Below are 14,942 nucleotides of genomic sequence, written 5' to 3' on the forward strand. Positions count from 1 at the left end.
CGCGTGCAGACTTTTTTAATCTGATGTATGATGTCGTTTGTGCGCTGCAATAGCAGGTCCGAACAGACAGGATCCAGCAGTTCACCACAGTAGTACAACAAGCAGCATCGCAAGCCTTGGCGACAAACGATCGCCCTTCTTAAAAGCCCTCCCGCCCTGCGTGTCAGCATCCAGACACCGTCCCGGCGCAAAGCTTTTGTGCCGAAATTTCTTTCATTTCTGAGTCATTTCGTAGTGTTGGTTCGCGTTGCTATTCTGCGCTCGTCGTTTCGACACGACACGCGCGATCATGATTGAATTCCGAAAGTAAAAGTACACATGAGTTTTGAAGCACTAGGTTTACACGCGTCGCTCGTCAAGGCAGTAGCAAGCGCCGGCTACACCAAGCCGACCCCGGTCCAGGAACAGGCCATCCCTGCCGGCATCGCCGGCCGCGACCTGCTGGTCTCCTCGCAGACCGGCTCGGGCAAGACCGCGGCATTCATGCTGCCGGCCCTGCACAAGCTGGCCAATATGGAACCGATGGCTCCGGCCCGCACCCCGGCGCAGAACGCGCAGTCGGCGCGCGCCCGTGGCGAACGCGTCCGCTTTACCCCGGCCCAGCCGAAGATGCTGGTCCTGACCCCGACCCGCGAACTGGCACTGCAGGTGACCACCGCGACCGAACAATATACTACCGACATGCGCCGCATCCGCGCCGTGTCGATCCTGGGCGGCATGCCTTATCCGAAGCAGATGCAACTGCTGTCGAAGAATCCGGAAATCCTGGTGGCAACCCCGGGACGCCTGATCGACCACATGGAATCGGGCAAGATCGACTTCTCCCAGCTCGAGATCCTGGTGCTGGACGAAGCCGACCGCATGCTCGACATGGGCTTCATCGACGACATCGAGAAGATCGTCGCTGCGACCCCGGCTACCCGCCAGACCATGCTGTTCTCGGCCACGCTGGACGGCGTGGTGGGCAACATGGCGCGCCGCATCACCAAGGATCCGCAGACGATCCAGATCATGAGCGCGGCCAACCGCCACGAGAACATCGTGCAGAAGGTGCACTTTGTCGACGACCTGTCGCACAAGAACCGCCTGCTCGACCACCTGCTGCGTGACGAGTCGATGGATCAGGCCGTGGTGTTCACCGCGACCAAGCGCGACGCCGACATGATCGCCGACCGCCTGAACATCGCCGGCTTCGCGGCCGCCGCCCTGCACGGCGACATGCACCAGGGCGCGCGCAACCGCACCCTGGACAGCATGCGCCGCGGCCAGGTGCGCGTGCTGGTGGCGACCGACGTCGCCGCCCGCGGCATTGACGTGCCCACCATCACCCACGTGGTGAACTACGACCTGCCGAAGTTCCCCGAGGACTACGTGCACCGTATCGGCCGCACCGGCCGTGCCGGCCGCAATGGTCTCGCGATCTCGCTGGTCAACCATGCCGAGAACATGAACGTGCGCCGCATCGAGCGCTTCACCAAGCAGACCATCCCGGTCGACGTGGTGGAAGGTTTCGAGCCGAAGCGCGCCGCCCCGACCCGTTCGGCCAGCCGTCCGGGCTGGAAGCCGGGCGACGGCCGCAACGGCCACAAGCCGGGCCAGCGCAGCTTCTCCAAGCCGGGCTATGGCGCGCCGCGCGAAGGCGGCTACGGTGACCGTGCTCCGCGTGAGGGTGGCTATGGCGACCGCGCCCCGCGTGAAGGCGGCTACGGCGATCGCGCTCCGCGCGAAGGCGGCTACGCCCGCCCTGCCGAAAGCCGTTACGCCGACCGCGGCCCGCGTGAAGGCTACGGCGCACCGCGTACCGGCGGCTATGGCGACCGTCCGCAGCGTGAAGGCGGCTACCGCCGCGACGCGGCCCCGCGCGAAGGCGCACCGAGCGGCGCCCCACGCGAAGGCGGCTACCGCGGCACCCGCCCGGAAGGCGCCCGCTATGGCGAAAAGCGCGAAGGCGGCTACAGCAAGTCGGCGCACCCGCGTTCGGCTGACGGCACCCGCCGCACTTTCGGCGACTACTGATCGCCGAATGCCTCATGAAAAATGGCTGCCCTCGGGCAGCCATTTTTTTTGGTCCCGACGCCCTGCGGCGCCGCTTCCCGTGTCAGCGCGCCGCCGCGTTCCAGCGGATCCTGCCGCGCAGCGCGGCGCTGCCGCCTTCGCAATGCTGCTGGAAACGCAGGTCGATCTCGGACAGCTGGTCCTGCACGTAGCTCACCTTGTCCACCACGAACCAGCCGCTCAGGGTATTGCAGCCGCGGCCGTCGCCGCTCCAGGACAGTCCGCCTCGGATCGGGTTGTGGAAAGGGTAGCGCTGCAGGTTGCCGTAATAGCCCGGCTGCAGCTGGCTCAGAGTGTTCATGCCCGCGAAGTCGCCCGACCACCAGCTGTCGCCGTTGACGCTGACCTGCAGGCGCGCGCCGATCGCCGTTACCTTCAGCACCGCGTTCGCATCGGTAAAGCTGCGGGTCATGCCGCCGCCGATGTAGTCGCCCGGCATGCTGCTCAGGTAGACGAAGTTGCCGCTCGCCGGCGTCGCGCCCGCCGCGGGCGCCCACAGCCCGGTCGGCGGCGGATTGACCGGGCCCGGCGGCGCCGTGTTGTCGTCCGCGCGCCACTTGATCTTGCCGCGCAGGGCGCTGCTGCCGCCCTCGCAGCGCTGCTCGAAGCGCATCTCGATCGCCGTCATGCTGCCGCCGACGTAGCTCACGCTGTCGACCACGAACCAGCCCAGCAGCCGGTTGCAGCCGCGCCCCTCGCCGCTCCAGGACAGGCCGCCGCGCACCGGGTTGTGGAAGGGGTAGCGCTGCAGGTCGCCGTAGTAGCCCGGCTCGAGCTGGGTCATGCCGGTCATGCCGGCGAAGTCGCCGCTCCATTGCTCGTCGCCGGTCACCCCCACCTTCAGGTGGGCACTGTTGCTGCTGATGTTCAGCAGGGCATTGCTGCCGGTGTAGGTGTAGGTGCGTCCGCCGCCGATGTAGTCGCCCAGGGTGCTCTGCAGGTAGACGTAGTTGCCGCTGGCCGGCAGCGCCGACGCGCTCGGGGTCCACAGGCCGGCCGGTGCGGGCACCGGCCTGGGGGCGGCCGTGCTGCCGTTCGCGCTCCAGCGGACGCGGCCATGCAGGGCGGTCTGTCCGCCCTCGCAGCGCTGCTCGAAGCGCAGGTCGATCGCGCTCAGTACGCTGCCTTCATAGGTGACGCTGTCCACGATGAACCAGCCGGCCAGGGTATTGCAGCCGCGCCCTTCGCCGCTCCACGCCAGGCCGCCGTTGACCGGATTGTGGAAGGGGTAGCGGGTCAGGTTGCCGTAGTAGCCCGGCTGGAGCCGGGTCTGGCTGTTGGGCGGCACGAATTCGCCGGACCAGTTCTCGTCGCCGGTGAGGTTGAGGCGCAGGCCGGCGCCGATCGGGGTGACCGAGAACAGGGTGTCGGCGCCGGTGTACAGGTAGGCCTTGCCGGCGCCGATGTAGTCGCCGGCCTCGCTTTCCAGGTAGACGGCGTTGCCGCCGGCCGGCATCCGTCCCTCGGCCGGGCGCCACAAGGCGGCGTTCACGGTCACCCGCGCCATCGCGCTGGTGGCGCTGCCGTCGCCGACCGTCAGGCCGAGTTCATAGCTGCCCTCCACGTCGGCCAGGAAGGCCGGGGTGGCGGTCGCCGACATGGCCAGCACGGCGGCGCTGCCCGCCGGTTTCGACAGCAGGGTCCATGCGTAGGAGATACTGCGGCCGGGCGCCACGCTGCTCGCCCCACCGTCCAGGGTCACGACCTTGCCCGGGCCGACATTGCGGTCGGCGCCGGGGCGCGCCACCGGCACATAGGCCACACCCGGTTCCTGGTAGGCGATGCCGTTCTGGATCGCCACCAGCACCATCGCCTGGTTCTCGGCGCTTTCGCTGAAGCCTTTCAACACCGAGGCCGGCGTAGCCGCGCCGCGGTCGAGCACACCGCGCCAGAAGGCGATGCCGGCCGCCTCGCCCGGGCGGCCCAGCACGTTCTGGTAATAGCGCTCGACGATCTGGGCGTTGGACGGGTTGCTGCCATAGATGCCGCGGTACTCGGCGGAAGCCACGAAGCCCTCGGCGATCGCGTCGAGCGAGCTGCCGCGCTCGAGGGCGTCGATCCAGAAACCCACGCCGGCCTGGTCCGGAATGCGCGCGAACGCTGCCTGATAAAGGCGGTAGACCTGGCCGGCAATGCCTTCCACGTCGAGCGCCAGCGAACTGTCGGCGAAGCGCAGGCGCGCATTCGCAGGGACCGCGGTGACCGCCCCGCCGCGGACCAGGTCGACCACGTTCCAGCCCGTGGCGGTGCGCACGACCGTGTATTCCCAGCGCATGCCGGGGAAGGTGTGCTGTCCCGAGACGAGGCTGGCGCGCGTGGCAGCCATGCCGGCCGATTGTACGGGATCTTCTGCGCCCCCGCCGCAGGCAACGAGGGCGATGGCTGCGGCGAAGGCAAGCAGGAGTTGGCGAAATAGCATGATGAAGCAGCACTGAAACCGATGAGCGGGCGATCATGCCACAAGCGGCCCGTGGCCGGGCTTGTCGATGCGCGAATACGACAGCTTTTTCGGTGTTCAAGATCCGGACGCGCGGCCGGATGCCTGTTCCGGCGGCGTCGTATAATCGCCCTCCCCAACTCCAGGAAAGTGGCCGTGCGCAAGCACATCCTCATCGTCAGTCCCGCCAGTGCGCGCGAGAACAACGGCAACTGGCAAACCGCCAGCCGTTGGGCGCGCTTCCTGCGCGCCGTCCACCGCGTCGAGATTGCCGGCGCCTGGTCGGGGCCCGGCCGCGCGCCCGACCTGATGATCGCCCTGCATGCGCGCCGCTCGGCCGCCTCGCTGGCCGCGTTCGCCGACGCCCATCCCGGCCGCCCCGCGATCCTGGTGCTGACCGGGACCGACCTGTACCGCGACATTGCCCTGGACGCCGCGGCCCGCGCCTCGCTCGAGCGCGCCCACGCCCTGGTCCTGCTGCAGCCGGCCGGCCTGGCGCTGCTGCCGGAGGCGCTGCGCGCCAGGGCGCGGGTCATCTACCAGTCAGCGCCAAGCCTGCGCCCCCACCTGCGCCGCGGGCAGGCGCGCTTCGCCGACATCTGCATGATCGGCCACCTGCGCGAGGAAAAGGATCCATCGACCTTCATCCGCGCCGCCGGCATGCTAACCCACCCCGCCGCGCGCCTGCTCCACATCGGCGGCGCGCTCGACCCCACCTTGGGCCAGGCCGCCCTCGAGGCGCAGGCAGCCAACCCGCGCTACCGCTGGCTTGGCGCCCTGCCCCATGCGGCCGCGCGCCAGCGCCTGAAACGCTGCCATGCGATGGCCATTACCTCGCGCATGGAAGGCGGCGCCAACGTGATCATCGAAGCCGTGACCAGCGGCGTGCCGGTGCTGGCATCCGATATCAATGGCAACCGCGGCATGCTGGGCGAGGATTATGCCGGCTATTTCGCGCCGGGCGATGCGGCCGCACTGGCCCGGCTGATCGACCGGGTCATCGGCGACAGCGAGTTCGACGCCCTGTTGCGGCGCCAGTGCGCGGCCCGCGCCGCCCTGTTCCTGCCTGGCGCCGAGCAAGCGGCGCTGCGCGACTTGGTGGATAATCTGCTCCTTCACGCGCCCGGCGCGACCACCAACACGAAAGACTAGGATGAGCACGACGACTGACCAACCAATCAAACTGACTTCGTTCTCGCACGGCGGCGGCTGCGGCTGCAAGATCGCGCCGGGCGTGCTGTCCGAAATCCTGAGCAAGTCCGCCGGCTTCCCGGTGCCGAAAGAGCTGATGGTCGGCATCGAGACGGCCGACGATGCTGCCGTCTACAAGCTCAACGACGAGCAGGCCCTGATCGCCACCACCGACTTCTTCATGCCGATCGTCGACGATCCCTTCGACTTCGGCCGCATCGCCGCGACCAATGCGATCTCGGACGTGTACGCGATGGGCGGCACCCCGATCATGGCCCTGGCCCTGGTCGGCATGCCGGTCAACAAGCTGCCGCTCGAGACCATCGGCCAGATCATCCGCGGCGGCGAGTCGGTCTGCGCCGACGCCGGCATCCCGATCGCCGGCGGCCATACCATCGACTCGGTCGAGCCGATCTACGGGCTGGTGGTGATGGGCCTGGTGCATCCGTCCAAGATCAAGCGCAATGCCGACGCCAGAGCCGGCGACGTGCTCGTTCTCGGCAAGCCGCTCGGCGTGGGCGTGCTGTCGGCCGCGCTGAAGAAGGATGCGCTGGGCGAAGAAGGCTACGCGGCCATGATCGCCAATACCACCAAGCTGAACAAGCCCGGGCGCCTGCTGGCCGAGATGCCGGGCGTGCATGCCCTGACCGACGTCACCGGCTTTGGCCTGCTGGGCCACCTGCTGGAACTGGCGCGCGGCGCCGGACTGTCGGCCACGCTGGAAATGGACAAGGTGCCGCTGCTGCCCGGCGTGCTGCAGCTGGCCCAGGATGGCTTCTTCACCGGCGCTTCGGGCCGCAACTGGGATGCCTACGGCAAGGACGTCGACCTCGGCGCCGCCGTCACGCCGGCCCAGCGCGCGCTGCTGACCGACCCGCAGACTTCGGGCGGCCTGCTTGTTTCCTGCGACCCGGCCAGCGTGGACGAGGTGCTGGCGCTGTTCGCCCGTGAAGGTTTCGAGCATGCCGCCGTGATCGGCCGCATGGGCGAAGGCGCTGCGCGCGTCAGCGTCGCTTAAACATTACCCCTGGCGGCCGCCAGCGCCTCGAACCGGTCCGCCAGCGCCTCGGCCTGGCGCTGCGGATCGAAGCCCGCATAGCGCCGCGCAAAGGCCGCGGCGGCGTCGCGGTAGCCCGGCTGCCCCAACAGGCTTGCCACCAATGCCTCCCAGTCGCGCGTACGCGCCTGCTCCATCGCATTGATCCCCGCCCCCAGCTGCGCGACGCGGCGCGCCATCAGGAAGCCCTCCGTCGTATGCGGCAGCATCAAGAGCGGCCGCCCGGCCAGCAGGGCCTGCGCGCTCAAGGCTTCGCCCGCGTGGCTGACCACCAGCTCGCAGCCGGCCAGCGCCTCCGGCAGGGACACCGGTCCCGGCGCCCAGGCTAGATGTGGGTGCGTGAGCGGCGCCGGCGCGCCGCTGGCCAGTTCGGGCATGTAGCACAGCACCCGGCAGCCCTGCCGCAGCAGCGCCCCCAGCACCTCGACGGCGTCAGGCACCCCGCGGCGCAGATAGGCGAACACCCGCCGGCCCGCGCCGGCCGGCCACACGGGTGCGCATCCGGCCGGCTGCGGCAGGTTCGGCCCCAGCCAGGGGCCGCTGCCGCCGCGCGCGTAGTGGTCGAGTTCGGGCCAGGTGCAGAGCAGCGGATGGTCCCCCAGCAGTAGTTCGGCGCCGCGCGCCAGCGGTGCGGCGCCGAGCGCGGCCAGCACGCGGTTGGCGCTGTCCAGCAGGCGCGCCTCGCCCGCGCGCAGCCGCGCCGGCTGCGGCGGCTCCCAGCTGCGCAGCGGCGGCAAGGGCTGGCCGGCGGGCGGCATCGTGAAGCCCGGTCCGACCGCCGCGCTGGGCAAGCCCAGGCTACGCGCCGCCAGGATGGCGGTAGGCGCGTAGTCCGCGATCACCAGGTCGGGGCGGCCTTGCCGGAATAGTCCGCGCCAGCCCTCGCACAGGCCGGCCAGCGCGTCCGCATCGAGGTAGCCGCAGGCCAGCAGGATCTCGGCCAGGCTGGCTTCCTCCGGCGGCAGGCCGGCGGTGCGGTGCAGCCAGACCGGCGCCTGCAGGCGCGCGATGCCGTCGAGCCGGGGGTCGACCAGCAGGCGCCGCGTGAGCACCAGGTCGCGCAGCACGAAGCTGACCTGGTGGCCGCGCGCGCGCAGCGGCAGCGCGATCGACTTGAGGCGGCCGGCGTGCCCGAGGCCGCCGCCGAGTTCCCAGCAAAGGTAGAAGTGAGCCATGCCCGGCAGTGTAGCCGAAGCCCGGCTGCGGCCGACAGCCGCGGGATGGGGTCAGGACTGCGCGGCCGGGAGCCTCTCGGCATCGTCGGCGCCAGGGCAGCCGCCGTTCTCGCCTGGCGGCGACGGGAACCGGACCGGCGCCGGACTATGTAGGGACAGCACGACCGCGCTCAGCACCAGCAACACGAACAACAGCACTACCAGCGCAAGCACGACCGGCAGCGGAAGGACGATAGCGACTGTCTGGCTCATGGCATCTCCCGATTCAATGGAACTTGCGCGCGCTTGAGCCAAGCCAAGCGGAGCGCGCAAGCCCATACTGTGCCATTGCCTTCGATTAAGAAATTGACCGGGCGCAAGAGCAACCCGCGCCGCGTAGGCGCCTCAGGCAGGCGGCGGCTCGGTATGCATCGGCTCTGGCGGCCGGTCGACCAGTCCGTGCCCGACGCGTTCGTACTCGGCGATCACCTGGGCGCCGAGCAGCAGCAGCGTGGCCGCGATCTCGAGGCTGAACATGACCACGATCGCCGTCGTCATCGAGCCGTACACGAGGTTCACCTGCGACAGGGTCGAGAAGTACCAGACCAGCACCCGCCGCGCGATCTCCCACAGCAGCGCCGCGCTGACGCCGCCGATCAGCGCATGCCACAGCGACAGGCGGCCGACCGGCATCACCAGGTAGATCGAGGTCAGCACCAGGATTTCGCCGAACAGCCCGAGCAGGTAGAGCAAGGCGCCCGAGACGCCGCCCAGCGACCACTGGACCCCGAACAGCCAGATGCTCTCCTTGCCCAGCACTTCGAGCGCGCCGGCCACCAGGGTCACGATCATGACGCCGACGCCCAGCGCCAGGATGTAGCAGTACGGGAGCACGGCCGATACCAGGAAGTGGCGGCGCCGGACCGATACCCGGTGGATGAAGATCACGCTCATCGCGTTCTCCAGCACCGTGAACGCGAGCGAACTGAAGAACAGCATGGTGCCGCCCAGCACCCAGGTGATCAGCTCGCGGTTCTCGAGGAAGTGCGCCACCTCGTCCACGATCGGCTGCGACTGCCCGGGCACCAGCATGCCCAGGTAGCGCTGCAGGGTCTCGAGCAGCTCGGCCTGCTCGATGAAGTGGGACAGCGCCACCACCGCCAGCATCAGGAAGGGTACGATCGACAGCAGCGCGTAATAGGCGACGGCGCCGGCCAGCAGCAGGCCCTGGTTGGCGCGGAAACCCCGGATGACCTGCAGGCTGAAGTTGAGCGGGTGCGCCAGGATCCAGGCATTGGCGCGCTGGTCCAGCAGGCGCTCGCGCCAGCTCCTGCGCCGCGTCATCGGGCCAGCCTGATCCCGGTGAACTGCCAGCGCGCCCCGGCCGGGAAGAAGTTGCGGTAGCTGGCGCGCGCATGGCCATCGGGCGTGGCGCAGGAGGAGCCGCGCAGCACGTACTGGTTGACCATGAACTTGCCGTTGTATTCGCCGATGGCGCCGGCGGCCGGCGCATAGCCGGGATAAGGCGCGTAGCTGCTGCTGGTCCACTGCCAGCAGGCCCCGAACATCTGCAGCAGGCCGTCGCCTTCCGCCGCTTCCGGGTGCAGGGCGCCGCCAGCCAGGCTGGCCTGGCGCGCGGCGAATTCCCACTCGGCCTCGGTCGGCAGGCGCGCGCCGCGCCAGCGCGCATAGGCGTCGGCCTCGTACAGCGAGACGTGGGTGACCGGGCGCGCCGGATCGAGCGCCTGCACGCCGTGCAGGGTGAACTCGTTCCAGGCGCCGTCGTCCGATCTTATCCAGTAGAGAGGGTGCAGGATGTCGCCGCTGCATACCCGGTCCCAGCCTTCGGCCAGCCACAGGGAGGGATCGCGGTAGCCGCCGGCCCGGATGAATTCCAGGTACTCGCCATTGGTGACCAGGCGCGAAGCCAGCTCGAAAGGCGCGACGTAGGTACGGTGGCGCGGCAGCTCGTTGTCGAAGCAGAAGCCGCTGCCGCCGTAGCCGATTTCGGCCAGGCCGCCGTCGTACTCGATCCAGGCGGTCGGTTCCGGCGCCATGCCGGCTTCCATCTCCTGCGGCGAATAGGCGGGGTACAGCGGGTTCTGGGCCAGCAGGTGCTTGAGGTCGGTGAGCATCAGTTCCTGGTGCTGCTGCTCGTGCTGCAGCCCGAGTTCGAGCAGCCTGGCGACTTCAAGCCCGGCGCCTGCCGCCAGCAGCCTGGCGACGCGGCCGTCGACATCCTGGCGGTAGGCGCGCACCTCGTCCAGCGCGGGGCGCGTGAGCAGACCGCGCTGGGGGCGCGGATGCTTGGCGCCGATGCCGTTGTAATAGGAGTTGAACAGTACCCGGAAGGCCGGGTGGAAAGGCGCGAAGCCGGGCTCGTACGCTTCGAGGATGAAGGTCTCGAAGAACCAGGTGGTATGCGCCAGGTGCCACTTGACGGGGCTGGCGTCCGGCATCGACTGCGCGCAGCAATCCTCGCTAGATAAGGGCGCCGCGATTTCGAGCGAGCGCCGGCGCACCCGGTCGAAGGCGTGCAGGAGGTCTTCGCGCTGCCCGATGCCCATCAGTGAATCGCCTGTGCGTGGATCACCGCGAACCAGCGCTGCGGATCGGTCCACACGCGGGTGGCCTCGAACCCGGAACGCTCCAGCAAGGCGATCGCATCGGCTTGCTGGTACTTGTAGCTGTTCTCGGTGTGGATGCGCTCGCCCGGCTCGAACACGCGCGAGCAGGCCTTGCCGCCGCAGTTCCAGTGCACTTCTTGCCGGCGCACCGCCTCCAGGTGCATCTCGACGCGGCCGCGCTCGGCCTGGTAGAAGCCGTGGTGGCGCCAGGCGCGGATGTCGAAGTCGGCCCCGACCAGGTGGTTCACGTGGCGCAGCACGTTCAGGTTGAAGGCCGCGGTGACCCCGAGGGCGTCGTCGTAAGCGGCGTCGAGCGTGGCCTTGTCCTTGGCCAGGTCGATGCCGATCAGCACGCCGCCATCGTCGCCGCACTGGGCGCGCAGGCGGCGCAGGAAAGCCAGGGCCTCGTCCGGAGTGAAGTTGCCGATCGAGGAGCCCGGGTAGAAGAACAGGCGGCGCGCGGCGCGTACCTGCGCGGGCAGCTCGAAGCGGCTGGAAAAGTCCATGCCCAGCGCTTCCATGTCGATGTGCGGGAAGCGCTGGCGCAGGCGCTCGAGGGCCTCGCACAGAAAGCTAGTGGAGATGTCGACAGCCACGTACTGGGCGGGGTTCAAGAGCGGGAACAGCGCCGCCGCCTTGGCGCAGTTGCCGGCGCCCAGGTCGACCAGCGTCGCCCCAAGGCCGGCCACGCGCGCGATCTCGGCCCCGTGGCGGGCGAAGATGGCGGCCTCGGTGCGGGTCGGATAATACTCGGGCAGTTCGCAGATGGCCTCGAACAGTTTCGAACCGAGCGCGTCGTACAGGAACTTGGGCGAGATCCAGGCGTCGGGCGCCTGGAGGCCGGCATGCAGCTCGTCCGCCACATGGGCATTGGCGGCGCGCGGGCGGTCTTGCGTGCAGGAGATGTGCATAAGCGTTATCATTCGTGCCGCCATACCGCCGGATGCGCCATGGCATAGGGTTGAGTTGCTGTTTTTGCCATAATAGCGGATTCCGGATTTTCGCCGCTTCCCGCAGCCGTGCTGCCGTGACGTCCCCGGTTCACCACTTTCCACTACTTAATAAGAATGCCAACCATGACTTCGTTCTCGACTTCGCGTGTCCTGAAAACCATGTTCGCCGCTGCTACGGTGAGCCTGAGCTTCGCTGCCGCCGGCGGCGCCCATGCCCAGAACACGCCGGGCGTGCTGCGCGTCTCGGCCATCCCCGACGAAGCGCCGACCGAGCTGCAGCGCAAGTTCGAGCCGCTGGGCAAGTACCTGTCCAAGGCCACCGGCCTGAAGGTCGAGTTCACCCCGGTGACCGACTACGCGGCCTCGGTCGAAGGCCTGATCAACCGCAAGATCGACATGGTCTGGTTCGGCGGCTTCACCTTCGTGCAGGCCAACGTGCGCAGCAAGGGCCAGGTCGTGCCGCTGGTGCAGCGCGCCGAGGACGAGAAGTTCCGCTCGGTCTTCATCACCACCAAGCCGGACATCAACAAGCTGGAAGACCTGAAAGGCAAGACCCTGTCCTTCGGCTCGGAATCGTCGACCTCGGGCCACCTGATGCCGCGCTCCTTCCTGCTGGGCGCGAAGATCAACCCGGACACCGACCTCAAGCGCGTCGCCTTCTCGGGCGCGCATGACGCCACCGTGGCCGCGGTCGCGGGCGGCAAGGTCGATGCCGGCGCCCTGAACATCTCGGTCTGGGACAAGCTGGTGGAAACGAAGAAGGTCGACCCCAAGGTGGTGCGCGTGTTCTACACCACCCCGGGCTACTACGACTACAACTGGACCGTGCGCAGCGACATGAGCCCGGCCCTGCAGAAGAAGATCACCGACGCCTTCCTGGCGCTGGACGCCTCGACCCCGGAAGGCAAGCAGATCCTGGACCTGCAGCGCGCCACCAGGTTCGTCCCGACCAAGACCGCGAACTACGGCGCGATCGAGGCCGCGGCGCGCAACGCCGGCCTGCTGAAGTAATCCGGAGCTGGCTGCTGCGCGATGACTTTCCGGCTCGAGAAACTCACGGTACGCCACCTGGCGGCAACGGCGCAGGCGCCGGTCGCCCTCCATGAACTCGACCTGGACGTCGCGCCCGGCGAGCAGCTGGCCCTGATCGGCCCTTCCGGCGCCGGCAAGACCACCCTGCTCGCCACCCTCGCCTGCGCCCACCGCCCAGCGCAGGGGGGCTTCTCCGTGTTCGGACAAGACCCCTGGGCCTTGCCGCAATCGGCACGCCACCGCCTGCGCGCGCGCCTGTTCCTGGCGCCGCAAACCCCGCCGCTGCCGCCGCGCCAGCGCGTGGTCACGGCCGTGCTGGCCGCGCGCCTGCCCCACATGAGCCTATGGCAGGCCTTCGCCTCGCTGGTGCGGCCGAGTGACCCGGATGCGGCCCACGCCGCCCTGGCGCGCTTCGGCCTGGGCGACAAGCTGTATGCGCGCGTCGACCGCCTGTCGGGCGGCGAACGCCAGCGCTGCGGCCTGGCGCGCCTGCTGCTCTCCAGCGCCGAAGCCTTCCTGGTCGACGAGCCGATCTCCGCGCTCGACCCGGCGCTGGCCCGCCATACCCTGGCCACGCTGCAGCAAGAGGCCTCGGCGCGCAAGGCTAGCCTGGTGTGCAGCCTGCACCAGGTCGAGATGGCGCGCGCCCACTTCCCGCGCCTGGTCGGCCTGCGCGCCGGGCGCATCGTGTTCGATGCGCCCACGAACGCCGTGAGCGACGCCATGATCGCCGCCCTGTACGAGAACGAGGCCGTCGAAGCGCCTTCCCAGCCCCCGCACGAGTCGCCCGAGCGGATCGCCGTCGGCGCCTGCTTCTGATGAAGGCCGCCCATCCGGACCCGGCCTGGCGCGGCCGCGTCAGCGCCACGCTCGTCGGCCTGCTGCTCCTGTGGCCGATGCTGGCGGCGAGCGAGTTCAAGCCCTGGCTGCTGTTCGACCCGCAAAGCCTGGCGGCGGCCTGGCACTTCCTGTCCGACTTCCTGCGTCCCTCGCTCGAGGGCGAGTTCCTGGCCATGGTGCTGCGCGAAACCTGGCAGACCGTGGCCATTGCTACCGCCGGCCTCTCGCTGGCCCTGCTGGGCGCGATTCCGGCCACCATGCTCATCAGCGAGCGCCTGTCGATTTCGCGCCTCGGCACTGGACGCATGCACCCGCTGGCGTCGCTGGTGCGCCAGCTGCTGCGCTGGGTGCTGGTGCTGCTGCGCAGCGTGCCCGAACTGGTGTGGGCGCTGCTCTTCGTGCGCATCGTCGGGCTCGGGCCGACCGCCGGGGTGCTGGCCATCGCCCTGGCCTATTCGGGCATGCTGGCCAAGGTCTATGCCGAGATCCTGGAATCGTCCAGCGCCCACGCCACCGACATCCTGCTGGCCAACGGCAGCGGACGCCTCCCGGCCCTGCTGTACGGCGCCCTGCCGGACTCGAGCGCCGAACTGGTGTCTTACACCGTCTACCGCTGGGAATGCGCGATCCGCGGCTCGGCGGTGATGGGCTTCGTCGGCGCCGGCGGCCTGGGCCAGCGCATGGAAGAGTCGACCAAGATGATGGCGGGCGGCGAAGTGTCGACCATGCTGATCATGTTCGTGCTGCTGGTGGCGCTGGCCGACCTGGTCTCGAAACTGCTGCGTCGGAGGCTCGGATGAACCCGCAGTTGCCGCCACCGCCGCCGCGCAGCTGGGGCACCCCGGTGCTGCTGCTGGCGCTAGCCGCCCTGGTGGTGGCCAGCTTTGCCTCGCTGCCGCTGCAATGGTCGGCCTTCTTCACGCCCGAGGCGCTGGCATCCGGCGCGGAATTCCTGGCCGGCTTCACGCCGCCCGAGACCGGCCGCGCCTTCCTCGCCAAGACCGCCGGCGCACTGTGGGAGACGCTGGCCATGTCCCTGGTCGGCACCCTGCTGGCGGTGATCGGGGGCATGCTGCTGGCCTTGCCCGCGGCCGGCCGCCTCGGCCGGGTGCTGCGCGGCCCGACCCGGGCGCTGCTGAACATCCTGCGCTCGATCCCGGAACTGGTGTGGGCCGCGCTGCTGCTGGTCGCGGCCGGACTCGGCCCCTTCGCCGGCACCCTGGCGCTGGCGGCGCACACCAGCGGCGTGCTGGGGCGCCTGTTCGCCGACGCCCTCGAGAACGTCGAGCCGCTGCCGGAAGCGAGCCTGCGCACCAACGGCGCCGCACCGCTCGCCGCCTTCCTGTACGCTACCCTGCCTCAAGCCCTGCCGCAGATGCTGTCCTATACCCTGTACCGCTGGGAGAACAACATCCGCGCGGCCGCCGTGCTGGGCGTGGTCGGCGCCGGCGGGCTGGGCCAGATGCTGAAATACCACCTGTCGCTGTTCCAGATGCAGAGCGCGGCCACCGTCGTGATCGCGATGCTGCTGCTGGTGGCCAGCGTGGATGCCCTCAGCTTCGCGCTGCGCCGTACGCTGACCCGCTAAGAGATCGC

The 14,942-nt window shown here is 69.3% G+C and carries 13 protein-coding genes; 7 read left to right on the forward strand and 6 right to left on the reverse strand.

Going from position 1 to position 14,942, the window contains the following annotated elements; translation table 11 throughout:
• Positions 1-318: 318 nt before the first annotated feature.
• Entirely contained in the window at positions 319-2,016 is a 1,698-nt protein-coding gene (locus tag ACK6C6_RS13495) for a DEAD/DEAH box helicase (RefSeq protein ID WP_409267723.1), read from the forward strand.
• An 82-nt stretch (positions 2,017-2,098) separates the two neighbouring features.
• Here ACK6C6_RS13495 and ACK6C6_RS13500 read toward each other — a convergent pair whose 3' ends face one another.
• A complete protein-coding gene (locus tag ACK6C6_RS13500; RefSeq protein WP_409267724.1) occupies positions 2,099-4,474 on the reverse strand; it encodes a DUF4214 domain-containing protein in 2,376 nt (791 codons plus the stop codon).
• A gap of 174 nt (positions 4,475-4,648) precedes the next feature.
• On the opposite strand from ACK6C6_RS13500, the gene senB reads away from it, so the two are divergent.
• A complete protein-coding gene (gene senB / locus ACK6C6_RS13505) occupies positions 4,649-5,644 on the forward strand; it encodes a selenoneine biosynthesis selenosugar synthase SenB (RefSeq protein WP_409267725.1) in 996 nt (331 codons plus the stop codon).
• A gap of 1 nt (position 5,645) precedes the next feature.
• The gene (selD, locus tag ACK6C6_RS13510; protein ID WP_209588435.1) at positions 5,646-6,701 is read left to right on the forward strand and encodes a selenide, water dikinase SelD; all 1,056 of its coding nucleotides are present in this window, start codon (positions 5,646-5,648) and stop codon (positions 6,699-6,701) included.
• On the opposite strand, the gene ACK6C6_RS13515 is transcribed toward selD, so the two are convergent.
• The 5 genes from ACK6C6_RS13515 to egtD all read right to left on the reverse strand — a co-directional run bounded on the left by ACK6C6_RS13515 (position 6,698) and on the right by egtD (position 11,432).
• Positions 6,698-7,915: a glycosyltransferase gene (locus ACK6C6_RS13515; RefSeq protein ID WP_409267726.1), complete on the reverse strand. Its 1,218-nt coding sequence runs from the start codon at positions 7,913-7,915 to the stop codon at positions 6,698-6,700. The two genes, selD and ACK6C6_RS13515, sit on opposite strands and share 4 nt — an antisense overlap.
• Before the next feature lie 51 nt (positions 7,916-7,966).
• Positions 7,967-8,167 carry a hypothetical protein gene (locus ACK6C6_RS13520; RefSeq protein ID WP_209588437.1) on the reverse strand — a complete coding sequence of 67 codons (201 nt, stop codon included), beginning with the start codon at positions 8,165-8,167 and terminating at the stop codon, positions 7,967-7,969.
• Positions 8,168-8,299: 132 nt separating this feature from the next.
• Positions 8,300-9,238 carry a YihY/virulence factor BrkB family protein gene (locus tag ACK6C6_RS13525; RefSeq protein WP_209588438.1) on the reverse strand — a complete coding sequence of 313 codons (939 nt, stop codon included), beginning with the start codon at positions 9,236-9,238 and terminating at the stop codon, positions 8,300-8,302.
• On the reverse strand, positions 9,235-10,461 hold the full coding sequence (gene egtB / locus ACK6C6_RS13530) for an ergothioneine biosynthesis protein EgtB (protein ID WP_409267727.1): 1,227 nt from the start codon (positions 10,459-10,461) through the stop codon (positions 9,235-9,237). The genes ACK6C6_RS13525 and egtB overlap by 4 nt, the downstream gene beginning before the upstream one ends.
• Complete coding sequence (egtD, locus tag ACK6C6_RS13535) at positions 10,461-11,432, reverse strand: L-histidine N(alpha)-methyltransferase (RefSeq protein ID WP_409267728.1); 972 nt, start codon at positions 11,430-11,432, stop codon at positions 10,461-10,463. The genes egtB and egtD overlap by 1 nt, the downstream gene beginning before the upstream one ends.
• Before the next feature lie 165 nt (positions 11,433-11,597).
• Here egtD and ACK6C6_RS13540 point away from each other — a divergent pair, with 165 nt between their 5' ends.
• The 4 genes from ACK6C6_RS13540 to phnE are packed head-to-tail and all read left to right on the forward strand — an operon-like array spanning position 11,598 to position 14,934.
• Positions 11,598-12,485, forward strand: coding sequence for a putative selenate ABC transporter substrate-binding protein (locus ACK6C6_RS13540; RefSeq protein ID WP_313034558.1), 888 nt, complete (start codon positions 11,598-11,600; stop codon positions 12,483-12,485).
• Between the two features lie 21 nt (positions 12,486-12,506).
• The gene (locus tag ACK6C6_RS13545; protein ID WP_409267729.1) at positions 12,507-13,325 is read left to right on the forward strand and encodes a phosphonate ABC transporter ATP-binding protein; all 819 of its coding nucleotides are present in this window, start codon (positions 12,507-12,509) and stop codon (positions 13,323-13,325) included.
• Complete coding sequence (locus tag ACK6C6_RS13550) at positions 13,325-14,146, forward strand: PhnE/PtxC family ABC transporter permease (protein ID WP_409267730.1); 822 nt, start codon at positions 13,325-13,327, stop codon at positions 14,144-14,146. Before ACK6C6_RS13545 ends, ACK6C6_RS13550 begins: the two co-directional genes overlap by 1 nt.
• Entirely contained in the window at positions 14,143-14,934 is a 792-nt protein-coding gene (gene phnE, locus ACK6C6_RS13555; RefSeq protein ID WP_209588444.1) for a phosphonate ABC transporter, permease protein PhnE, read from the forward strand. Before ACK6C6_RS13550 ends, phnE begins: the two co-directional genes overlap by 4 nt.
• Positions 14,935-14,942: the final 8 nt, after the last annotated feature.

It is taken from the genome of Massilia sp. BHUDP2 (genome assembly GCF_046236355.1).
Taxonomy (GTDB): Bacteria; Pseudomonadota; Gammaproteobacteria; order Burkholderiales; family Burkholderiaceae_D; genus Telluria; species Telluria varians.